Origin of the sequence: Chelativorans alearensis, from assembly GCF_010993735.1 — a bacterium.
GTDB classification, from domain to species: Bacteria; Pseudomonadota; Alphaproteobacteria; order Rhizobiales; family Rhizobiaceae; genus Chelativorans; species Chelativorans alearense.
Window position 1 is genome coordinate 344,917 of the sequence record NZ_WQNI01000001.1, and the last position, 22,714, is coordinate 367,630.

16 protein-coding genes are annotated in these 22,714 nt (G+C 65.7%); 6 read left to right on the forward strand and 10 right to left on the reverse strand.

Going from position 1 to position 22,714, the window contains the following annotated elements; all coding sequences use genetic code 11:
• Positions 1-6: 6 nt before the first annotated feature.
• From GPJ75_RS01540 to GPJ75_RS01555, 4 genes are all read left to right on the forward strand, one after another.
• A complete protein-coding gene (locus GPJ75_RS01540; protein WP_163264389.1) occupies positions 7-1,005 on the forward strand; it encodes an ABC transporter ATP-binding protein in 999 nt (332 codons plus the stop codon).
• Positions 1,005-1,778: an L-iditol 2-dehydrogenase gene (locus GPJ75_RS01545; protein WP_163264391.1), complete on the forward strand. Its 774-nt coding sequence runs from the start codon at positions 1,005-1,007 to the stop codon at positions 1,776-1,778. The genes GPJ75_RS01540 and GPJ75_RS01545 overlap by 1 nt, the downstream gene beginning before the upstream one ends.
• A gap of 44 nt (positions 1,779-1,822) precedes the next feature.
• Positions 1,823-3,301, forward strand: coding sequence for a mannitol dehydrogenase family protein (locus tag GPJ75_RS01550; protein ID WP_163264393.1), 1,479 nt, complete (start codon positions 1,823-1,825; stop codon positions 3,299-3,301).
• 111 nt (positions 3,302-3,412) lie between these two features.
• On the forward strand, positions 3,413-4,102 hold the full coding sequence (locus tag GPJ75_RS01555) for an HAD family hydrolase (RefSeq protein WP_163264395.1): 690 nt from the start codon (positions 3,413-3,415) through the stop codon (positions 4,100-4,102).
• Here GPJ75_RS01555 and GPJ75_RS01560 read toward each other — a convergent pair.
• The 7 genes from GPJ75_RS01560 to GPJ75_RS01590 form a co-directional block, all read right to left on the reverse strand.
• Entirely contained in the window at positions 4,094-6,781 is a 2,688-nt protein-coding gene (locus GPJ75_RS01560) for a hypothetical protein (protein ID WP_163264397.1), read from the reverse strand. The two genes, GPJ75_RS01555 and GPJ75_RS01560, sit on opposite strands and share 9 nt — an antisense overlap.
• Positions 6,778-8,076 carry an HAD family hydrolase gene (locus GPJ75_RS01565; protein WP_246248863.1) on the reverse strand — a complete coding sequence of 433 codons (1,299 nt, stop codon included), beginning with the start codon at positions 8,074-8,076 and terminating at the stop codon, positions 6,778-6,780. Before GPJ75_RS01565 ends, GPJ75_RS01560 begins: the two co-directional genes overlap by 4 nt.
• Entirely contained in the window at positions 8,073-9,089 is a 1,017-nt protein-coding gene (locus tag GPJ75_RS01570) for an ABC transporter ATP-binding protein (protein ID WP_163264875.1), read from the reverse strand. The genes GPJ75_RS01565 and GPJ75_RS01570 overlap by 4 nt, the downstream gene beginning before the upstream one ends.
• A gap of 17 nt (positions 9,090-9,106) precedes the next feature.
• Positions 9,107-10,144, reverse strand: a complete 1,038-nt coding sequence (locus GPJ75_RS01575; RefSeq protein ID WP_246248864.1) for an ABC transporter ATP-binding protein — start codon at positions 10,142-10,144, stop codon at positions 9,107-9,109.
• A gap of 198 nt (positions 10,145-10,342) precedes the next feature.
• The gene (locus GPJ75_RS01580) at positions 10,343-11,479 is read right to left on the reverse strand and encodes an ABC transporter permease (RefSeq protein ID WP_163264399.1); all 1,137 of its coding nucleotides are present in this window, start codon (positions 11,477-11,479) and stop codon (positions 10,343-10,345) included.
• Positions 11,480-11,490: 11 nt separating this feature from the next.
• Positions 11,491-12,477 (reverse strand): ABC transporter permease, encoded by a 987-nt coding sequence (locus GPJ75_RS01585; RefSeq protein WP_163264401.1) that lies wholly within the window; start codon positions 12,475-12,477, stop codon positions 11,491-11,493.
• A 297-nt stretch (positions 12,478-12,774) separates the two neighbouring features.
• Positions 12,775-14,679 carry an ABC transporter substrate-binding protein gene (locus tag GPJ75_RS01590; RefSeq protein ID WP_163264403.1) on the reverse strand — a complete coding sequence of 635 codons (1,905 nt, stop codon included), beginning with the start codon at positions 14,677-14,679 and terminating at the stop codon, positions 12,775-12,777.
• 115 nt (positions 14,680-14,794) lie between these two features.
• Between GPJ75_RS01590 and GPJ75_RS01595 the strand changes: the two genes are divergently transcribed.
• Entirely contained in the window at positions 14,795-15,004 is a 210-nt protein-coding gene (locus GPJ75_RS01595; protein ID WP_163264405.1) for a hypothetical protein, read from the forward strand.
• A gap of 8 nt (positions 15,005-15,012) precedes the next feature.
• On the opposite strand, the gene GPJ75_RS01600 is transcribed toward GPJ75_RS01595, so the two are convergent.
• The 3 genes from GPJ75_RS01600 to GPJ75_RS01610 all read right to left on the reverse strand — a co-directional run bounded on the left by GPJ75_RS01600 (position 15,013) and on the right by GPJ75_RS01610 (position 20,633).
• Positions 15,013-16,056, reverse strand: coding sequence for a LacI family DNA-binding transcriptional regulator (locus GPJ75_RS01600; RefSeq protein WP_246248865.1), 1,044 nt, complete (start codon positions 16,054-16,056; stop codon positions 15,013-15,015).
• 197 nt (positions 16,057-16,253) lie between these two features.
• The gene (locus GPJ75_RS01605) at positions 16,254-17,492 is read right to left on the reverse strand and encodes a CehA/McbA family metallohydrolase (protein ID WP_163264409.1); all 1,239 of its coding nucleotides are present in this window, start codon (positions 17,490-17,492) and stop codon (positions 16,254-16,256) included.
• A 171-nt stretch (positions 17,493-17,663) separates the two neighbouring features.
• Positions 17,664-20,633, reverse strand: a complete 2,970-nt coding sequence (locus GPJ75_RS01610; RefSeq protein WP_246248866.1) for an alpha-mannosidase — start codon at positions 20,631-20,633, stop codon at positions 17,664-17,666.
• Positions 20,634-21,128: 495 nt separating this feature from the next.
• Here GPJ75_RS01610 and GPJ75_RS01615 point away from each other — a divergent pair, with 495 nt between their 5' ends.
• The gene (locus tag GPJ75_RS01615; protein WP_163264413.1) at positions 21,129-22,655 is read left to right on the forward strand and encodes an ABC transporter substrate-binding protein; all 1,527 of its coding nucleotides are present in this window, start codon (positions 21,129-21,131) and stop codon (positions 22,653-22,655) included.
• The last annotated feature ends 59 nt before the right edge of the window (positions 22,656-22,714 follow it).

The following is a 22,714-nucleotide window of genomic DNA, read 5'->3' on the forward strand; positions in this document are numbered from 1 at the left end:
GAGAATATGGGAAAGATAACGCTCGACAAAGTCTCGAAATCCTTCGGCCAGACCATCGTCATCCCGGAGATCGATCTCGTCATCGAGGACGGCGAGTTCGTCGTCTTCGTCGGCCCGTCCGGTTGCGGCAAGTCCACGCTGCTGCGCCTCATCGCCGGGCTAGAGGACACCTCGAAAGGCACGATCAGCATCGATGGCGAGGACGTGACCGGGGCGCCGCCGGCAAAGCGCGGGCTTTCCATGGTTTTCCAGTCCTACGCGCTCTACCCGCACATGAGCGTGCGCCAGAACATCGCCTTTCCGCTCAAGATGGCGAACGAGGACAAAGAGGCGATCGCCAGGAAGGTGGAGGACGCAGCGCGCATCCTCAACCTGACCGACTATCTGGAGCGCCGCCCGGGCCAGCTTTCCGGCGGCCAGCGCCAGCGCGTCGCCATCGGCCGGGCCATCGTGCGCCAGCCCAAGGCCTTTCTCTTCGACGAGCCGCTGTCGAACCTCGACGCGGCGCTGCGCGGCACCATGCGGCTGGAGATCAGTGAACTGCACCAGAGCCTGAAGACCACCATGGTTTACGTCACCCACGACCAGGTGGAGGCGATGACCATGGCGGACAAAATCGTCGTGCTGCAGGCGGGCCGTGTCGAACAGGTGGGCTCGCCGCTGGAGCTCTACCGCAGCCCGCGCAACCTGTTCGTCGCCGGTTTCATCGGCGCGCCGAAGATGAACCTGATCGACGGTGCGGAAGCGATGAAGCACAGTGCGGCCACCATCGGCATCCGCCCCGAGCACATCCGGCTTTCGCCGGAAAGCGGGGAATGGACCGGCACGGTGGGCGTCACCGAGCATCTGGGGGCCGACACGCTCTTGCACGTTGCCGTCGACGGTGTCGGGCAGGTGACCGTGCGCGCCGACGGCGAATATCAGGTGCGCTCCGGCGACACGGTGCGGCTTACCCCGGCCCCCGACAAGCTCCACCGTTTCAACGCGCAAGGAGAAGCATTCTGATGGGCAGGCTCGAAGGCAAGACCGCCATCATCACGGGTGCGGCGCGCGGCATCGGCCGCGCCTTCGCCGCGCGCTACGCCGAGGAAGGCGCGCGGGTTGCCATCGCCGACATCAACACGGAAGCCGCGGAGAAGACGGCCGCCGAGATCGGCAGGGGCGCCATTGCGGTGCATCTCGACGTTACCGATCAGGCCTCGATCGATGAGGCGGTGCGGGAGACGGAGGAGCGGCTCGGCGGCATCGATATCCTCATCAACAATGCGGCGCTCTTCGATCTCGCCCCTATCGTCGAGATCACCCGCGAGAGCTACGAGCGCCTGTTCTCCATCAATGTCGCAGGTACACTCTTCACGATGCAGGCCGTCGCCCGGTCGATGATCGCGCGCGGGCGCGGCGGCAGGATCATCAACATGGCGAGCCAGGCCGGCCGGCGCGGCGAGCCACTGGTCGCCATCTACTGCGCCACCAAGGCCGCCGTCATCAGCCTCACCCAGTCGGCTGGGCTCGACCTCATCAAGCACCGCATCAATGTGAACGCCATCGCCCCCGGCGTGGTCGACGGAGAGCACTGGGACGGCGTCGACGCGCTCTTTGCCAAGTACGAGAACCGCCCGCTCGGAGAGAAGAAGCGGCTGGTGGGAGAGGCGGTGCCCTATGGCCGCATGGGCCGGCCGGAGGACCTGACGGGCATGGCCGTGTTCCTCGCCTCCGATGAGGCCGAATACATCGTCGCCCAGACCTACAACGTCGACGGCGGCAACTGGATGAGCTGAGGCCTTTGCGCCTTGAACGAAAGAGCCGGAACGGGACCGAAACAATGACCATAAGGCTTCGTGCCGACGCGCTGGACACGATTGCATGGCGTGCCGCCGTGCCGGCTTACGACCGGAAAAGGCTCTCCCCCGGCATTGTCCATTTCGGTGTCGGCAATTTCCACCGCGCGCACCAGGCCGTCTATCTCGACGATCTGTTCAACAAGGGCCGCGACCATGATTGGGCAATCGTCGGTGCCGGCGTCCTGGCCGCCGACGGGGCGATGCGCGAGCGGCTTGCCGCGCAGGATTTTCTCACGACCGTTGTCGAGCAGGAGGCCGACCGCAGCACGGCGCGCGTGACCGGCCCCATGATCGACTATCTGCGGACGGAGGACAGGGCGGCGATCGTCGACCGGCTGGCGGACCCGGCGGTGCGCATCGTCTCGCTCACCATCACCGAAGGCGGCTATTTCATCGATCCGGCTTCCGGCACCTTCGACCCGGAGCACCCGGACATCGCCGCCGACGGCGCGATGCCCGATGCGCCGCGCACCGTCTTCGGCCTGATCGCGGCGGGGTTGAAGAGGCGAAAGGCCGAAGGCACCCTCCCCTTCACCGTCATGTCCTGCGACAACATTCCTCACAACGGTACCGTCACCCGCAACGCCGTTACCGGCCTTGCCGGGCTCTCCGACCCCGGCTTTGCGGGGTGGATCGCGGAGGCTGTCTCTTTCCCCAACGGCATGGTCGACCGCATCACGCCGGCGACGGGCGATCGGGAGCGGCGGATTTGCGCCGAGGAATACGGCATCGAGGACACCTCTCCCGTCTTCTGCGAGGGCTTCAAGCAATGGGTGCTGGAGGACGATTTCCCGGCCGGGCGGCCGGCACTGGAAGAGGTGGGCGTCGAGTTCGTGCCCGATGTCACGCCTTACGAGCACATGAAGATCCGCATCCTCAACGGCGGCCATGCGGTGATCGCCTATCCGGCGGGCCTGATGGACATCCACTTCGTGCACGAGGCGATGGAGCACCCGCTGGTCGGCGCTTTTCTCAAGAAGGTCGAAGAAGAGGAGATCATCCCCGTCGTGCCGCCGGTGCCCGGCACCGACCTTGGCGGCTACTACCGGCAGATCGAGGCGCGCTTCGCCAACCCCAAGATCGGCGACACGGTGCGCCGGCTGTGCCTCGACGGCTCCAACCGGCAGCCGAAATTCATCGTCCCCTCCATCGCCGACCGGCTGGAGCGCGGCGCGGGGATTGCCGGCCTGGCGCTGGAATCGGCGCTTTGGTGCCGCTATTGCTTCGGCACGACGGAGAGCGGTAAGGAGATCGCGCCCAACGATCCCGCCTGGGGGCGGCTGCGGGCACAGGCGCAGAAGGCCAGGAACGATCCTCTCGCCTGGCTCGAGATGGAGGACATCTATGGACGTGTGGCGCAAGCGGGTGTCTTCCGCGAAGCCTTCACTGGAGCCCTTGCCGCGCTTTGGCGGGACGGTACGGAGAGGGTGCTCGCCCGCTATCTGGAAGGCCGCCTTTAGAGCAGTTCATCGTTTCGTGGAATCAATGGACTGCTCTAACTCCTTGTTTTTTCGCAATTCCAGACGGAAAACCGGTTTCCACTTTTCCTGGAATTGCTCTAGGCTCGACGCATGAAGAACGGCCGCCTCGTCATCTTCGACTGCGACGGTGTTCTGGTCGACAGCGAGCCTATTTCCATCGCCGTTCTGGTGGAGATCATTGCCGAGGCCGGGGTGGCGATCGAGCCGGCGGTCGCCTATCGCCGCTTCCTCGGCCGCTCCATGGCGAGCATCGCCAAGGCGGTGGAGGAGGAATGCGGCCTTGCCATGACGGACGGACATCTGGAAGAGATGCGGGCGCGGCTCTATGAGCGCTTCCGCCGGGAGTTGAAGCCCATTCCCGGCCTCGCGGAGGCGCTTGCCGGACTTACGGCCGCGCGCTGCGTCGCCTCCTCCAGCCAGCCCGAGCGCATCCGGCTTTCCCTGGGTGTGACGGGCTTGCTTCCCCATTTCGAGCCGCACATCTACAGCGCCACGATGGTGGCGAACGGCAAGCCGGCGCCGGACCTTTTCCTCCACGCCGCAAATATGATGGGGGTGGAGCCGGCCGGGTGCGTCGTCGTCGAGGACAGCCCCGCCGGCATCGAGGCGGCGCGGCGCGCCGGCATGCAGGTGGTGGCTTTCGCCGGCGGCTCCCACGCCGCCCCCGCCGGCCTCAAGGCCGCATTCGAGACGCTCGGGCCTGACCACATCCTCGAAGACATGCGCGAGCTTCCATCGCTGCTTGCAGGGCTTGGCGATGGGTGGGCGGGATCAGGATAGAACCGGCGCGGCGATCTCGCGGACCAGCGGCTCCAGGCCGGGATTGGGGAAGACGAAGGGGGTGCCGTCGACGGATAGCCCCCGCGCGTAATCGAGGACCAGCGTTGCCCTGCCGGTGCGGGTGAGCGTGGCGCGCATGGCGCCGGCGTCGAATGCGAGGGAGGTGCCGGTGAGGGTCTTTGCCACGGTGGAGGTATCGGCGCCCTGGGGCAGTTCTCCCACCAGCGCCGCCCAGGCGACTTTCCTCCCGTAGGCGCGGTACTCGCACCCGGCCCCCGGGCCTTCGCTCACCTTTACGATGGGTGCGGAGGCGGTGAGGGCGGCGAAGCCGCGGCCGGCGCGCAGGATGAGCCAGTTGTCCTTCAGAACGCGTTCGTCGAAGCCGTCCTCCGGGGCGTAGACGTGGGTGAAATCCACCCGCGCGCCCTTAAGGTCGTAAAGCATGAGAAGTGCGTCCTCATGGCTCCCGACGCGCGGCATGACGCCGTTGCCGGCCCAATAGGAGGGGCGGTGATGGCCCCAGGGGTCGTCCTCGCCGGGATGGTTGATCCAGGCGCGCGCGAAGGGATGGCTCGCGAACAGGATATCCATGACGTGCTGCTGGTGGCCGTGCTGGCCGGGCGTGCCGTCGACGGAAGCGGAAAGCTGCACGGCGGCGCGCTTGTAGAGCGCGAGCTTGGCCGCGTTGTCGTAGCCCTGGACGTAATGCGCGATGAGCGCCCTCCCCTCGGGCGGAGAGGCATAGCGGGAAAGCCCTTGCGGCGGCGTGTAGTTGCCTGCCGCGAACATCGGCAGGGCGGCGACGCCGTTGTTGAGCCAGCCCGTGCCGAAGGCGACAGTGGCAAAGGGGGAAAGCTCGGTGAGCGGGCCGGCGCGCAACTCCTTGTCGTAGGCGCGGCCCATGGTGCCGGCGGATACACCGCCGAGCGTGTGCAGGGCGATCATGGTGAAGAGGCGGTCGAGCAGCTTTTCCGTGCGCTCCCTGAGCGCGCCGTCCGCCCAGTGCTGCAGCGCCAGAAGGCCGATGAAATCGATCGGGTAGTAGGCCGCCGAGTTCCATTCGGCGAGGCCGTGCGCCTCGACCGAGCCGAACCATTTGCCGAGCCGCTCCGCCGCCAGCGCCGCCTGCTCGCGGCCGGTGCGTCCTGAGGCGGTGAAGGTGTCTTCGGGCAAGAGTCGGCCGGCGAGATATTGCGAGACGTGGAAGCACAGGACGTGGTTCTCGCTCCAGAACCACATGACGTCGTTGCCCGGCTCGTCGACCCAGTAGCGGTAGTCGAGCACGGAGCGGCGGATGCGCGCGGCCGTCGCCGCCGGCAGGGCCTCACCGTATGCACCGTAAAGCCACAAGAGCGGGACCATGACGAAGTCGGAGCAGTCGCGCCGCTCGTCGATCATCGTCAGCGTGTCCGAGACTATCGAGACAAGGGTGTCATCCGCCTTTCCGCCCAGGGCTATCGCATATGAGTCATTTTTGCTGGCTTCGCCGGAACCCCCACCCCTCACCCCTCCCCTCAAGGGGGAGGGGGGCGCCAACGTTTCAGTATCCCCCTCCCCCTTGAGGGGAGGGGTGGGGGGTGGGGGTTCGAGCAAGGACTCAGAATCCATATGCGATAGCCCTGCCTCTCCGCCCATGGCCAGCATGGCGAGCGCCCGGCCGACCCTGAGATCGCCGTGGGCGGCGGCGAAGGCCAGCGCCTCGCGCTTGCGGCCTTGCAGATCGGCGGCGCGAGCAGGCGGCACCGTCTCGCGCAGGAGCGCGAAGCCGACATGCCGCTCCACCCGCGCCTCGCCGATCTCGAAGGTGAGGTCGAGCGGGTGGTAACCGCCCGCAAGCCCCTCCAGCCCGGCGAGCGCCACTTGGGTACCGCCCGCGTCCAGCACCGCCCTGGCGGTGAAGAGCGGCGGCTTGTGGCGCATATGGACGCTCTGCTGAACCTTGGCCGTCACCGTCACATCGCTTGCTGCCGGCGTGTCGAAGGCAAGGACGAGCGGACCGCCGGTGAAGACCTCGCGCTCGGGGCGGACATCGGCCGCAAGCCGCATCAGCGTCGCGAGGTCAGCGGCATTTGCCCCGCCGGGCACGCCGGCCTGAAGCGCCTCATCGCAGAGCGAGGTCAGCTCGACGTACCAGTTGGTGTCGCGCTCGGCGAGGTCCTCCGACAGCATGACGACCTCGCTGCCGCCGGATTTGAGCGGCAGGACGATCTCCGTCGCTTGCTCCTCGTTGCGGGTAAAGGGTTCGAACTTGATCGCGAGCACGCCGTCCACCCAGATGTGGACGCCGCCGCAGGTGGCGAGACGGAAGCGGCAGTCGCCACCCTCGGGCGGCACGAGGACCGTGCAGCACCAGCGCCTGAGCCGCGTCGGGCGGTGCCAGAAACCGGAGAACTCCAGCCGCCGGTTGAAGCCGGGCAGGTTGACGGTATCGACCGGCCAATCCGTCTCAAGCTCCACCTTGCGGGTTTTGACCTCCGCCCACCAGGCGACCCGGCAAGGCAGATCGCCTACGTCCACGAAACCGTTGATGAAGCGGTAATTGACGCGGTCTTCGGCGGGCGCCGGCTTGCCGGGATAATAGGCGGTGTCGAGCGGCGACAGCGCCCAGGCGGTCACCGTCTCGCCGGGCCCGACCGGGAAGAACGCCATGCCGTCGTTGCCCTTCGCACGCGCGCTCATGCTTCGGCTCCGGCAGCCTCACGGTGTTCCCTCACGTTCTGTTGCTGCATCGCCGCCTCGATCTCGTGAAGCAGCGGGAGAACGTCGGAAGGTGTAAAGACCGAATAGTCGGGCCGCTCGCTTTCGTCGGCGGGCTCGTGCGTGCGCCGGCGCGACCGGCCGAAGAAGATGCTGGGAATGCCGAAGGCGTTGGCACCCTTGATGTCGCGGGAGAGATTGTTGCCGATCATCACGGTCGAGCGGGCATCGGACCCCCGCAAACCGAGCCGCTCCAAGGCGGCCGCGAACATCTTCGGCGAAGGCTTCAGCTCGCCGACCTCCCCTGAAATGATGTGAGCCTCGAAGAGGCCCCAGAGGCCAGCCGGTTTCAGGATGTTCTCGAAGGTTTCGCGCGGGCCGTCGGCCACGAGCGCGAGGCGGTAGCCGGCGGCAGCGATGTGGCGCACCATGTCCGCCGCACCCGGGATCAGCTCGGCGCGCACCACCACTTCGCTGCCCGGCAGCTTTTCTTCCGTTGCCTCATCGGCGATCGTGTCGCCGCAGTCGAACAGGACGGCGCGGATGTGCGGGATCTCCAGCGGCAACTCGGCGATCAGCCGGGCCACCCGCGCCGGTATCCAGCGCTCGAGCGCCTCCCACGGGACGAGCGAGACGCCCTCCCCTTCATCGCTGTTCCGGGTGAAGGCGAAAGAGGGATCGAAGGCATCCGCCTTCATCTTGAGCTTGGCCAGCCTGTGATCGAAGGCGGTGGGGGCAATCCTTCCGCTCTGGCAGAAGACATTGCCGAGATGCACGCCCTCCCATGCCGCAAGCTCGTTGCACAACACGGAGATGAGCCGGCCGGCCTTCTCCTCCATCTCGGCGGGGTCGGCCCAATGGGCGTGCTTGCCGGCCTCCGCATAGAGCACGGGGCGGCCCCTAGGCATCCGGCAAAGCCTGCCGTCGGCCGTCATCGCAAGACGCCTTCCGTGGCGGGAGGCCTCCACCCTTTCGACTTTGCCGGTTCCATCGAGATAGACCCACACATGTTCCAGATCGTACATGTGCCCGATGTCCCAATCGTACCAGACCGCGTATTCGATCACGGCACCGCCAAGCGGCCTCACCTGGAATTTCGAGGACGGCGACTGACCAGGCTCCCGGAAAACCGTATAGCCCATCGCAAGCGGCGGATAGGGCTCGTGGGCATCCAGCATTAGAAGAGGCATATGGGCGCGCGCCAGAGCGTAATCGGCGCCGGCCGCACCCCGCCGTAGTTTTTCCAGCGTACCGCTCATCCCATCATTTTGGCTCATGCTTCCACCCCGGCGAGATCGAGCTCCTCGGCGTGGTGGCAGCGCACCTGCCGGCCGCCGAGGGGACGCAGATCCGGCACCTCTTTCTTGCAGAGATCGGTCGCGTACGGGCAGCGCGGGTGGAAGGCGCAGCCGGCGGGCGGGTTGGCCGGATCAGCGATCTCGCCTTTGAGGACGATGCGCCGGCCGCTGGCACGGCGGCGCGGGTCGGGCTGCGGCACCGCCGAGAGGAGCGCCTCGGTGTAGGGATGCAGCGGCTTCTTGAAGATCTCCGCCGTATCGCCCAATTCGACCATGCGCCCCACATACATCACGCCGATGCGGTCGGAGATGTGCTCCACCATGCCGAGGTCGTGCGTGATGAAGAGGTAGGTGAGGCCGAACTTTTCCTGCAGGTCCTGCAGGAGGTTGATGTTCTGCGCGGCGACGGAGACATCGAGGGCGGAGACCGCTTCGTCGGCGGCGATGAAGCTCGGATTGAGCGCCAGCGCCCTGGCGATGCCGATGCGCTGGCGCTGCCCCCCGGAAAAGGCGTGCGGATAGCGGGTCGCGTATTCAGGCCTCAGGCCCACCAGCCCCAGAAGCTCGCCCACGCGATCGCTTATCTCGCCCCTGGAGCCGACGCCGTGGATCACCAACGGCTCGCCGACGATGTCGAGCAGCGTCATGCGCGGATCGAGCGAGGAATAGGGATCCTGGAAGATCATCTGCATCTCGCGCCGGATGGGGCGCAGTTCGCGGTCGGAGAGGTCCGTCAGGTCGGTGACGCTGCCGTCGACGCGGCGGAACTTGATGGAGCCGCCGGTGAGCATGTAGGCGCGCAGGATCAGCCGGGCGACGGTCGACTTGCCCGAGCCGCTCTCGCCCACCAATCCGAACGTCTCGCCACGCCTGATGTCGAAGCTGATGTCGTCGACGGCCTTGACCTCGCCGACCTTCCTTTGCAGCCAACCGCGCGTGACGGGGAAGTATTTCTTCAGGCTTGAGACCGAGATCAGCGCGTCCTCGGGCATCGTGTCCGTTGTCCCGCTCACAGCGCTTCCTCCGGCAATTCCCCGGCAAGATGGCAGCGCGCCGATTGGTCGCCCGGGAAAAGGCTCACCTCCGGGACGAGCGTGTCGCAGCGGCCGGGGACCGCATAGGCACAGCGCGGATGAAAGGCGCAGCCGGCCGGCGCGTTGAAGGGATCGGGCACCATGCCCGGAATGGTTTTCAAGCGCCGCACCGGCGCCTGCCCGAGCCGCGGGATCGATTGCAGCAATGCCCGCGTGTAGGGGTGTTTCGGCTGGTAGAAGATGTCGTCGACGCTGCCGGTCTCGGCGATGCGGCCCAGATACATCACCGCGACCCGGTCGGCGATGTCCGCCACCACGCCGAAATTGTGCGTGATGAAGACGATGGCCATTCCCATCTCCGCCTGGAGCGATTTGAGAAGTTCCAGAATCTGGGCTTCCGTCGTCACGTCCAGCGCTGTCGTCGGCTCGTCCGCGATGAGAAGCGCCGGATCGCATGAGAGCGCCAGGGCGATCATCGCCCGCTGGCGCATGCCGCCGGAGAGCTGGTGCGGATAGCGCTCGATCATCTCCGTCGGCTTCGGCAACTGCACGCGCTCCAGAAGCTCGATGGCGCGGGCGCGCGCCGCCTCCTTGCCGACGCGCCGGTGCAGCATGACCGTGCGCATGATCTGCGTGCCGATGGAGTGGACGGGCGAAAGCGCCGTCATCGGCTCCTGAAAGATCATGCCGATATGCCCGCCGCGCAATTCGCGCACCTGGCGGCCGTCGCGCGGCAGGCTGGAGATCTCGACCTCCTTGCCCGGCTCGGGACGGAAGCGGATGCGCCCGCCCGCTTCTATCGCGTTCTTGGACAGAAGGCGCATGATAGCGCGGGCGGTGACCGACTTGCCGGAGCCCGACTCGCCGACAATGCCCAGAACCTCGCCACGGTCGACGTGGTAGGAGACGCCGTTGACGGCCCGGACGAGCCCCTCGCGCATGGAGAAATGCACGTGCACGTCGTCCAGTTGCAGCAAGCGCTCGGGCGGCATGGGGGTGGTGTTGACGCTCACTGTTTGCCTCCGCGCCAATCGCATATGGATTCTGAGTCTTTGATCGGACCCCCACCCCTCACCCCTCCCCTCAAGGGGGAGGGGGATTCTGAAAGGTCGGCGCCCCCTTCCCCCTTGAGGGGAGGGGTGAGGGGTGGGGGTTCCGGCGAAGCCGGCAAAAATAGTTCATAGGCAAAAGCGCTTTCCATACGATTCCCCTCACCGCCCATAAGGATCGGCGGCATCGCGCAGGCCGTCGCCCATGAAATTGAAGGAGAGCACCACCAGGACCACCGCGGCACCCGGCGCGAGCAGCCAGGGGGCGAGCGAGATGGTGCGCAGGTTCTGCGCCTCCTGCAGAAGCACACCCCAGCTCACTACCGGAGGTCTCAGCCCCAGGCCGAGGAAGGAGAGCGCCGTCTCGCCGAGGATCATTTCCGGCACGGCGAGCGTCATGGCGGCGATGATGTAGCTCGTCATGGCCGGCAGCATATGCTTGGTGATGACGCGGTACTCGGAGGCGCCGGCGAGCCTTGCCGCCAGAACGTAGTCTTCCGTCTTCAGCGAAAAGAAGCGGCCGCGCACGACGCGGGCCAGGTGCGTCCAGCCGATCAGCGACAGGATGATGGTGATCAGCACGTAGACGAAGAGCGGGTCCCAGGCGATGGGAAGTGCCGCCGCAAGGCCCATCCACAACGGGATCGTGGGGATCGAGCGGATGAACTCCATCAGGCGCTGGATCCCCGCGTCGAGCCAGCCGCCGTAGTAGCCGGAGACGGCACCGAGCGCGAGGCCGATGACGAAGGAGAAAGCGACGCCGACAAGGCCCGCCGAAAGCGTGACCCGCGCCCCGTAGAGGAGCCGGGTGAAGAGGTCACGGCCGAGCGAATCCGTACCGAGAAGGTTGATCCTCTGCCGCCGGTGATCGACCCCGAAAAGATGCAGGTCCGTCGGCACGAGGCCAAGGAACCTGTAGGGCTCGCCGTGGACGAAAAGGCGGATTGGCAGGATCTCCTCGCGATCCGCCTCGTAGGTGACGCGTGCCGTCTCCGGATCGCGCGTGCGCTTGAGCGCGTAGACGAACGGCCCCTTGAACGCGCCCTCGTGGAAGAGATGGACAGCGCGCGGCGGCGAGAACGTGTTGAGCCGATCGATGGAAGAGGGCGTGTAGGGCGAGATGAAATCGGCGAAGATCGCCGCCACGCACAAAAGCACCAGGAAGACCAGCGAAGCGACCGCCAGCCGGTGCTGCCGGAACCGCCACCAGATGAGCGTCCAGGGTTTTGCGGTATAAAGCTGCTCCTCGCGGCCGGGTGCCGCCTCGGTGGCGGGAGCTTCCAGTGTCTCGATTGCCATCGGTCGGCCCCTCACGCGTAACGGATGCGCGGATCGGACCACGCGAGCAGAACATCGGAGACCAGCGTGCCGACGACCGTGAACACGCTGAGGATGAGGATGAAGCTGCCGGCGAGATACATGTCCTGCATCTTGAGCGCCTGGAGAAGCAGCGGGCCGGTGGTCGGCAGGTTGAGCACCACGGCCGTGATCACGTCGCCGGAAAAGAGCGCCGGCAGCGCCCAGCCGACGGTGGAGATGAACGGGTTGAGCGCCACGCGCACGGGATAGCCCCAGACCACCTGGCGCTCGGAGAGGCCCTGCGCATAGGCGGTCTCCACATAGGGCTTTCCCATCTCGTCGAGCATGTTGGCGCGCATGACGCGGATGAGGCCGGCGGCACCGCCCGTTGCCAGAACGACGACGGGTATCCACAGATGCGACAAAAGATTGAGCACCTTGTCGAATGTCCAGGGCGCCGATTCATAGCGCGGCGACAACAGGCCGCCGACGTCCATGTTAAGCCAGGTGAAGCCGAGCCACATCAGGATGAGCGCCAGCAGGAAATCCGGAATGCCTTTGCCGAGGAAGCCGAAGACGGTGAAGAGATAGTCGAACAGGGAATATTGCCGGGTCGCGGCGTAAACGCCGACGGGGATGGCGATGATCCAGGTGAAAACCATCGACAGCGTCGAGATGGCGAGCGTCAGCCCAAGCCGCTCCCAGATGAGCGAGGAGACAGGCGCGTTCCATTCGAGCGAATGGCCGAAATCGCCGCGAAAGAGGATGTTCGAGATCCAGCGCCAGTATTGCACCAGTATCGGGTCGTTGAGGCCGTATTGCTGGCGCATGGCCGCTTCCTGCGCCTCGGTCAGATATTCCCCGCCGTGGCGGAGCTGCGCGGCGTAGGCGGTAATATAGTCGCCGGGCGGCAACTGGATGATCACGAAGGAGATGAAGGACACGAAGACGAGCGTCGGGATCGCCCAAAGCGCGCGTTTGGTGATGTAACCGACCATGTCCTCCGCTCCCTTCGGATTTAGAAAATGTGCATGGCGTCCCGCCCTCGTGGTTCGACTGCTCGACAAGCTCGCAGCTCACCTTGAGGGCTAGTGTTTGAGCCTACCCCCCGACGTCGAGCCATACACGGCGCCAGTGTTCCTTCACCCTCAATCCTTCCCGGTTTGTCGGGGGGTGAAGGACGAGGGCTGGCGGCTGCGCTACCTTTCGGCATCGAAGCTGGCACGAGGCCGATGTGCCTTCGCCCTCATGGTGAGCTTGTCGAACCACGAGAGCGAAGGCATGCACCGCCAGTCCTACTGCTTGATCCACATCTGCTGCGGTTGGCTGAGGCCGACGCCGCGGGTAACGTCGTCTTCCACCTTGCCGTCCACGAAGTTCATGAAGTTGTTGGAGACGATCGCGGGCACGGCCTCCTCGCCGACGAGGCCGATCACCCAGCCTTCCGTGACGAAGGTCTCGATCATCTCGTTGACGGCCGCATCGGCTTCTTCGAGCGAACTTGCGGTGGACGCCTTGTCCCAGGCCGCCCAGACCTGCCGGATGGGATGGTCGGCCGGCGGCTCGATGCCGGATGCGCCATCGGTCGAGTACCACACATAGTACTGGTGGGCGTAGCTGTCGTTGCCCATCATGATGCGCGGGTCGGCCGGCACGACGGAGAGGCGGTCGAAGGTGTAAAGATGAACCTGGAAATCGTTGTTATCCCGGTTCGCATCCCACTGCGTGCGGTCGATGATGCGCGGCAGGAGCTCGATGCCCACATCGCGAAGATTGTCGGCTGCGAGTTCCAGGACCGTCGATTTGTCGGGATGTGCGCTCTCGACCACAATGGCGAGACGCTGGCCGTCCGGCCGCAGGCGGAAGCCCCCGCTGTCGCGCTCGGTGAGGCCCAAGCCGTCAAGCAGCTCGTTGGCGGCATCCGGGTCGTATTCAGCCCAGTGCTTTTCCAGATCCTCCCGGTAATAGGGCGAGCCGGAGATGGGTGCGGCCTGACGCCCCTCGGCCAGGCCCGAGAATGCCAGCTCGTTGATCAGCTCGCGGTCGATGGCGAGGTTCAGGGCATGGCGGAAATCCTTCTCCTCGAAGAGCTTCCGCAGCACCTCATCCTTCATGTTGTAGTTGGGCACAAGCGACCAGGTGGTGGCGGAGATGCTGTTGCCGACCCGGAAGTTCCCCTTTTCCTCGTTCTCCTTGTAGAAGGTGAAGTCGGCTGTGCTGGCATAACGCATCTGCATGTCGATCTGCCCCTGAACGACCATGAGATTGAAGCTCTCCTGCTCCTGGAACAGCTTGTGCTCGATGCGGTCGATATAGGGGAGCTGGTTCCCCTCCTGGTCGACGGCATAGTAGTACGGGTTGCGCACCATGGTGACGACGTCGCCGGGGGCCGGCCTTTCGATCTTCCAGGCGGTGATGACGGGCAGGTCGGGGTTCGACCACCAGGCGGTTATCAAGCCCTTGGAGCCCCACAAATCCGTCCACTTCTCGGCGCCGTACTTCTTCGCCGCCGCTTCAAGCTCCTCCTTTGAGGCGTATTTGTCGTTGAACTGGGCGAGGTAGTGCTTGGGGAACAGGAAGCTCGGCCGGTCGAGGCTCGGCTCGCCGGTCGAATCCTTCGCCAGGATCTGCAGGAAATACACATAGGGCTCGGCGAACTTCACCTTGAAGGTCCGCTCGTCGACGATCTCGACCTCCATCGGCTTGCCGCCGGGTGAGAAGGTGGGGTCGATCACCGGCACGATCTCGGGGTTGAGGAAGATGTCCTCGTACCAGAAGCGTACGTCCTCGGTGGTTACCGGCTCACCGTCCGACCACTTCAGGCCCGCAAGCAGCGTGAAGGTGTATTCGGTCGAATCCTCGTTGACCTCGTAGGATTCGATATAGGCCGGCACCAGCCGGAGCACGCCGTCATCGCCCTGCTCCCATTTGAGCACGCGCTCTTCCATCAGCTTGGTGGGGCCCCAACGGTCGCCCGGGCCCTTGTAGGCGCGATGCCAGGTGCCGCCGTATTGGCCCACCTCCACCGCCTCCAGCACGGTGGGATTCTCCGGCAGCCGCTCGTCGACCGGCGGCAGCTCGCCCGCAGCCACCTCCTCGGCGAGCATGGGGGCCTCCTGAAACGCGTGCGCGGATGCCAGGAAGGAGACCGAGGAGATCAGGCCGATCGCGAGCGCGGCAAGTGTGCGTTTGGCACTCATGTGCATTGCCTCACTGGTTTTGAGAAGAAGAACGCGCGTATGCGCGGGCGCGCGGCGATCCGCCGGCGCTGGCTCTGCCCGATATTCGGGCGGCAAACATAACGAAAAAATTTTCATGTCCTCCCTTTTGCTGCTTTCTTCTCCCGCAGCCGAAGCAGCCTTGCTTTCTTATCACCGCCTCATGCATGCGCCACTTGTTAGAATATACAATTGCGACAATTTCGCTACGAATCAACAGAAAATATTTGCACGAGCCTCCACGCCGGCGGGTAGCCATCCCAGTGAAAAGGCCGAAAAAGAGAACGCAAATTTTTCAATTGATTAGCGCAACCCTCACCCACTGAGCGTGGCGACGCTCTTGCGGATGACAAGTTTGCAGCCGAGTTCGAGCCGATGCGCGGCGCGCTCGGTGGTATTGGCGAGCACACGCTGCTCGAGAAGGTGCAGCGCCTCCGGGCCCATCTGGTTGAGCGGCACATAGACGGTGGTCAGCGGCGGCGTCACCAGTTCGCCGAGCGCCACGCCGTCGAAACCCATGACGGAAACATCCTCGGGGATGCGGATACCCACTGCTGCGAGCGCCCGCATGGCGCCAAGGGCGAGGTTGTCGGCGGCACAGAAGATCGCCGTCACGCCGTCGAGCCCCCCGCTTTCGGCAAGCCAGTGGGCGATCGCCTTTTCGCCGAGCTTCGGCTCGTACCCGCCGGTATAAAGCACGCGCGCGTCGGCCAGGGGCAGATCATTTGCCTTGAACGCGTCGATGAACCCGTCGCGGCGGCGCCGGATGGTCGTGCGCCCCTCCCAGGTAAGGTGCAGAATGGTGCGGTGCCCCTGCGAGATCAGCCAGTTGGTCGCCAGTTGCGCGGCAAAGCGGTTGCCGGGCGTGACGCTGTCGATCTTCATCTCCAGGTCTTCGCCGTTGATCAGTACCGCCGGAATGCCGGCATTGCCGATCCCATGCAAAACCTCGCGCCGGTCGTCGTTGAGAAGCAGAACGCCGTCGGCCGATTCCGCCTGGGCGGTCTCGACGATCTTGCGGGCCGTCAGCGAGCCGTTGCCGGTGAGCGGCACAAGCCGGACGCCCCGGCGCTCGCACTCGCGCGTCAGCCCGTTGAGCACGGTCCAGGAGAAGAGATTGATCTCGTTCTCCGGCATCGCGTCATCCGGCACGGCGAGCACCACCGTATCGAGCGCGGTGATCGTCGCCTTGGCCTGCCGCTCCGCCAGATAGCCGAGCCGGCGCGCCGCATCGACCACACGCGCCCGCACCTCGGCCGAGATGGGCGCCGTGCCGTTGAGCACGTGCGAGACCGTCGAGATGGCCACCCCCGCCTCGCGCGAGATGTCCTTTATGCCGACCTTCTTGCGTGGGGGCATGGGTTTCATCCGGAGCGGCTGAGAGGGCTGCGTAGAGCCGCAACCACCGTCGTCATCCCGGAAAGCTGCAGGCTTGTCCGGGACCCATTCCGTGACCAGTTCACCTTCCGGAATGGGTCCCGGACAGCCTCCGCTATCTCTCCGGCTTCCGGGATGACGGCGGTGGTGGCGGCTGGATACACTGGATGCATCTCGCGCTACTCCCCATAGAACGGGTTGGTGAAAAGTCGCGGCTCCTGGCCGTGCCAGACCTCGAAGCGCGCAAACCGCCCATCCATCCGCCCTTCTTTCGTCATTTTCGTTTGCCCCGGCTCGACCCGCAGGGCCTCGACCGTCCCCCGTTCGGTGACGAGCCGCACTTCATCGCCCGCCGCAAGCCCCGAAAACCGCACCGCGTAGGGCGCACCGGAGGGCACGCGCTCTCCGAACATGGCGGCGCCGTCGAGCGGCTCGGCCATCGTCGTTTCCGGCCCGAAGCACACCACGTTGCGCCCGGCCCTGACGGCGTCGAGCACGTCGGCCACCGCTTCGCCATAGGCGAGGAGCCTGTTCGACGGGCGGCCGTGCCGGCGCCGGTTCTTCAGGTGAAAGTCGCTGCCGCCGGTCGCCGGGACGATCCTTCCGGCGGCCAAAAGCTCCTGCCAGAAGTGAAGGGCATCCGCATTCAGGGGCGACCAATGGCCGTTCCAGATCTCGATAGCGTCGAAATCGAGGTCGAGCCCGCACTGCCACTTGCCGCCCGCCGAGCCCTGGAAAGGATGGTTGATGACGATGGTCGCTCCGTTCGCTCGCGCCTCGGCCATGCGTTCGGCCACGTCTTCCGGCCGGCGGCAGCGCCAATCCTCCACGGGGTCGGCGACGCCCAGGAAATTCGTGTGGCCCCAGTAGCTGGTCAACTCCATGCCGGGGATCACCAGCATGCCCGGATCGTCCGGCCGCACGCGGTTCTGCGCGGTGGTGTTGTGGTCGGTCAGGGCCACGAAGTCGAGGCGGGCGGTGCGTGCCCGGTGGATCGCGTCGCCCACCGGCACGCCGCCGTCGGAATGCTCGGTGTGGGAATGGATGTCGCCGGTGAGCCAGCGGGCGCTGCGCGGGATCAGCCTTATCGTCACGTCGACCCGGCAATCCGGCCCGACCTTGACGATACCCAACACCACGTCCCAGCGCCCGGCGAGCGGGCCCGGGTGGTAGCCGGGCGTCGCCCTGTCGGCGGCGATCGTGATGTGGCCGTACTCCGATCCGGTCCAGCCGCGCATGCGCCCTTCGTGCGCCATGCCGAGATCGATCACGCTACCGCCGCTGCCGGCCGGGAAAAGGTAGGAAACCTCGATCCGCTCGACCTCCGGCCCGACGTGGAAGGGAATCTCGACGAAGGATTTTTCGCCGCCGGGAAAGTCGGTGACGGTGTGAATGAAATGGTGCTGCTGGTTTCCCACGACTACCCTCTCCCCAGTCGAGCCAAGGTCAACGCATATGAGTTATTTTTGCCGGCTTCGCCGGGACCCCCACCCCTCACCCCTCCCCTCAAGGGGGAGGGGGGCGCCGACGCCTCAGAATCCCCCTCCCCCTTGAGGGGAGGGGTAAGGGGTGGGGGTCCGAGCAAGAAATCACAATCCATATGCGATTGCCCTCCCCAGCCGGATGGTGCGGATCTGAAACGGGGCGAAGTCCAGCCTTACCTTGCCATCCGTCAAGGGAAGCGCTTCGGGGGAGCGCTCCAGAAGGTCGACCTCGGCCGCCTCGGCAAAACCGTTCGGAAGGATGAGCGCGGCTTCCGCTCTGCGCCCATGCGTCTCCCACAGGCGGAGGACGATCGCCTCGCTTTCCTCCGCCTTTTTCACGCTCTCGACGGTGACGCCCTCCCCTTCCACCTCGAGAAGCGAGAGGGAAGCGCCCGCCGCGCCTTCACCGCCTTCCAGCAGCCGGAGCGGCATGTTGAAGGCTTCCGCCGCGGCCGGCGCGCCCTCGCCCGCAAAGGTGCCGTGATGGACGAGAATGCCGTAGCGGAAACGGTGCTCGCCCTGGTCCGCTTCCGCCCAGGGCCATGTCGGCGAGCGCAGGAGGGTGAGCCTGAGCGTCGTGCCTTTCGCGTCGTAGCCGTATTTGCAGTCGTTCAGGAGGGCGGCGCCGAAATCGGGCTCCGAGACATCCAGCCAGCGGTGCATGGCGCATTCGAACCGCGCCGTATCCCACGACGTATTGCGATGGGTCGGCCGCCGCACATGGCCGAACTGGATCTCGGCATTGACCGCGTCCGCGCGGATGTCGAGAGGAAATGCCGCTTTCACCAGCGTGTGCTGCTCTTGCCAGTCGACGAAGGTGTCGAAATCGAGCCGGGCCGTCCCGGCTTCCAGCGCCACCACCTGGACGATGCGCGAGCGCTCGTAGCGCCATTCGAAGCGGATAGCGGCGCGATAGGGGCCAGTCTCGACCACCTTGGCCGAGACGAGATCGTCGATCTCCCACGCCTGGTCCTCGAAATCGGGATCGATCTCCCAGGCGTCGAAGGCAACCGGCATGTCGCGGAAGGCCTGCAGCCGGTTTGCACTCTCGCCAGGCTTCAGGACCTCGCGCCCGTTGCGCTTGTCGCGGATCGAGACGATGCGCCCCTTCTCGTCGAAGGCCACCGTGAGAACCGCGTTCTCGATATGGCGCTCCGAGACCGATAGGTCGCCCGACCCTTCGGCCGGCGTGCCGTCCTCCACCCGCACGATGCGCGTTCCCAGCGCCGGCACGGCGGCGATGGGCGCGACCTGCTCCACCGCGCCGTCCGCCCGGTGCACGGTTTGCGTCGGCAGGCTTTTGTCGCCGTCGAGGATCGTCCTCGCCTCGGCGCCCGGCAGCGCGGCGAGCCCGCCGCGTGGCCGGCCGAGAGCGTTGAAGAGGAGATGTTCCCCCTTCCCCGCCAGCGCACCTGTGAGTTCCGCCGTCAGCGCCGCCGCCTCTTCGAAGAAGGCCGCATAGTCGCGGTCGCTATCCTCGTAGACGCCGCCGATGGAGGAGCCGGGCAGGATGTCGTGGAACTGGTTGAGAAGCACGATGCGCCAGAGCCGGTGCAGGCGTTCGGACGGATAGGGATGGGCGCGAGAGAGATTGGCAAGCACCGCCAGCGCCTCGATCTCCCTCAGCGCAATCTCCGCCAGGCGGTTGTTGCGCTTGTTCTTGGCGACCGAGGTCAGCGTGCCGCGGTGATATTCGAGGTAGAGTTCGCCGACCCAGGTGGGGAAACGCTCGGGCGCGGCTGCCATCCTCTCCAGAAGCCGCTCGAAGAAGGGGCGCATCGCCTCGTGCCGCACCTTCGGGCAGCCGGGAATGCCGCGCTCCATGCGCCTGACATTCTCCAGCATCTCGCGCGTCGGCCCGCCGCCGCCGTCGCCGTGGCCGTAGACGAGTAAGATTTCCTCGTTCGCCGCCTGCTGCCCGTAGCGCCGCCACGCCCCCATCACGTGGCTTGGCTTCAGGTCGGGATTGTAGGTCGTGCCGATGCTCTTGGCATCGTAGGGCTGGGTGGTGAGGAAATAGGCGGCGACGCTCGTGCCGTCGATGCCCTGCCAGTGGAAGGTGTCGTAAGGCATGCGGTTGGTGTCGTTCCACGACAGCTTGTGCGTGACGAACACGTCGAGACCTGAAAGCCGCATGAGCTGCGGCAGGGCCGCCGTATAGCCGAAGGTATCGGGCAGCCAGACGATGCGCGGACGCACGCCGAACTTTTCTTCGTGATAACGCACCCCGTGCAGGATGTGCCGAACGAAGGATTCGCCGCCGGTGATGTTGGCGTCCGGCTCCAGCCACAAGGCGCCTTCGATCTCGAACCGGCCTTCACAAACGCGCTCGGCAAGGCGTGCGAAGAGCTCGGGATAATCCTCCTCCAGCCAGTCGAGGAGGACGCCCTGATTATACATGAAGCGGTAGTCGGGATACTCTTCCATCAGGCGGAGCGCCGTCGCCATGGAGCGCGCCATCTTGCGCCGCGTGGCGGCCAGCCGCCAGAGCCAGGCGACGTCGATATGCGTGTGGCCGGTGGCGACGACGGTGGGCTTCTTCTCGAAATCCGCCGCCTCGTAGATGCGCGCGGCGATGGCCTCGGCCGCCGCAAGGCTCGCCGTGAAGCGCGCGGCATCGCCCGGCCTGAAGTCTATCGCCGCGAGGGCGGCATCGACGCTGTTGAGGATGAGATGCTGTCGGGCGTCGTCCTCCGGCAGATGCCGCGCCACATCCACCGGCACGCGCAGATCGTAATAGACCTTCTGCGCAACGGCATCGTGCACGAGGAGCGCGGCGGAAAGGCCGAGCAGCCACCGGTCCTCGATCGTCTCCGCCTCGATGACGATCTCGAAGCGCTCGCCAGCGGCGGCGTTTTCGGTCAGAAGCACCTCGCGGTGGTTGCCGTCCACACCTTGGGCGATGCGGTCGCCGATCCAGACGAGGCATTGCGGGTCGGAGCGCCCCATCGGGCGCCCGAACTCCGCCTCGACACCCAGGAAGACCCTGCGCCCGGCAGCAATCGCGGGAATCTCCGCCGTTCCGGCAAACTGGAAGCGCCGCTCCGGGCCGCCCCAGACGAGATCGTCCCGCATTTCCTGCCAGCCGCCTCCCGGCGCGGCGGCGTTCCCGCCATCGGACACTTGTCGGAACGACAACGGCACGTCGGCATCGAGCGGTTGGAAAATCCGCGCGCGGAGCGCTCCAAGGAGATGATCTATCTTGGCAATACGGTGCATCGGCTGTCACTGGGTAGAGGGAAACGGGCCAAGAGGAAGTGAAAGTTTTTCATGATTTGCCACATCTGAACCGAAAAACTATCGCGCCGCCGCCCTCTTCACAAGCCTTCATTCCCGCCCCTCCACCGCCGCTGCCTTCGCTCCCGGCCATGTGCCGCGACCGCGGCTTGCGCGATTCATGCTGAAAATAATTTCGTACGGGCGAAGGTGGCGCTCGCAGGGCCGGTGCGCGCCTTTCCCTATCGCCAGCGTGGTCGAAAGCCCGGCGCTTGACGTGGCTTTCATCATCGCACTATCATCCCCTTAGAGGGAATAAACATCATAATAATGGAATAAGAGGAGAAACGGATCATGACGAAGCTACGGTCGTTCTTCACCGCAACGGCGCTCGCCGCGTCCTTCGGTGCCCTGTCCCTGCCTGCCCAGGCGGAAGGGGTGATCGACGTCGCCATCATCGGCGAGCCGGACACGCTCGACCCGATGATGTCGACCAAGGATGTGGTCAGCACGGTGACGCAGCACTTCTACGAGACGCTGTTCACCTTCAACGGCAACTGGGAGGTCGTGCCGCTCCTGGCAGATGCGATGCCGGCCATCGCCGAGGAGGGCAAGCTCTACACCATCCCCATCCGCCAGGGCGTGACCTTCCACGATGGCTCGGCGATGGACGCAAATGACGTCGTCGATTCGCTGAAGCGCTGGACCGAGGTGGCCACCCGCGGCAAGGGCGTCGCCGACAAGATCGCCTCGATCGAGGCCACCGACGACTACACGGTCGAGATCCGGATGAACGAGGCCTATTCGCCGCTTCTGTCGCTGCTCGCCTTTTCCAACTCGGCCGCGGCCATCTATCCGCAGGAGAACATCTCCGAGACCATCGGGGAGGTGATCGGCACCGGTCCCTACAAGCTCGTCGAGCACCGCCCCGACCAGTTCATCCAGGTGGAGAGGTTCGAGGACTATGCCTCGCGTGACGAACCCTCGGACGCGGCCGCCGGCGCGCGCAAGCAGGTCCTCGACGAGATCCGCTTCGTGCCCGTCCCCGACCCCAACACGCGGCTCGAGGGGCTGATGTCCGGCCAGTACCACTTTGCCGAGGGTCTGGAGACGGAAGCCTTTTCGCGGCTCGAGGGAAGCGAGACGGCCGAGCCGGTGCTCCTGCGCCCCTTCGGCTGGCCGGTCTTCGCCTTCAACCACCATGCCGGGCTGATGACCGACCTCAACGTCCGCCGCGCCGTGCAGGCGGCGCTCTCGCCGGACGATATGCTTTATGCCGCCTTCGGTGACGAGAACTTCTTCGTCGTCGACGGGCCGCTTTATCCGGAAGGCTATGTCTGGCGCAACAAGGCGGGCATCGAGAACTACGCCCAGGCGGATGCCGAGCGCGCGGCGGAATATCTGGAAAAGGCCGGCTACGACGGAACGCCGCTCAGGATTCTGACCTCGCACCAGTACGAGTTCCACTTCAAGATGGCCGAGGTGGCGAAGGTCAACCTGGAGGCCGCCGGCTTCACCGTCGATATGCAGGTGGTCGACTGGGCAACGCTCGGCGAGCGCCGCAACGTGCCGGACCTGTGGGACATCTACATCACCCACTCGCCCTTCCTGCCGGAGCCGGCGTTGACCAGCCTCTACAATGCCACCGCCAACACCGGCTGGGCGGACGAGGAGAAGGAGAAGGTGCTCAACGCCTTCACCTCCGAGACCGACCCGGAGAAGCGCGCCGAACTGTTCACGGAGCTGCAGCGCCTCGTCTACGAGCAGGCAGCCTTCTACAAGGTCGGCGGCTTCAACGCCCTGATGGGCAAGAGCCGGAAGCTTGAAGGCATGGACGAAACGCCCTGGCCGTTCTTCTGGAACGCCTCGCTGGCCGAGTAGACCGAACCGGCGGGCGCCGTCCGCGCCCGCCACTTAACGCCCGGCTTTATGCTTTCAGG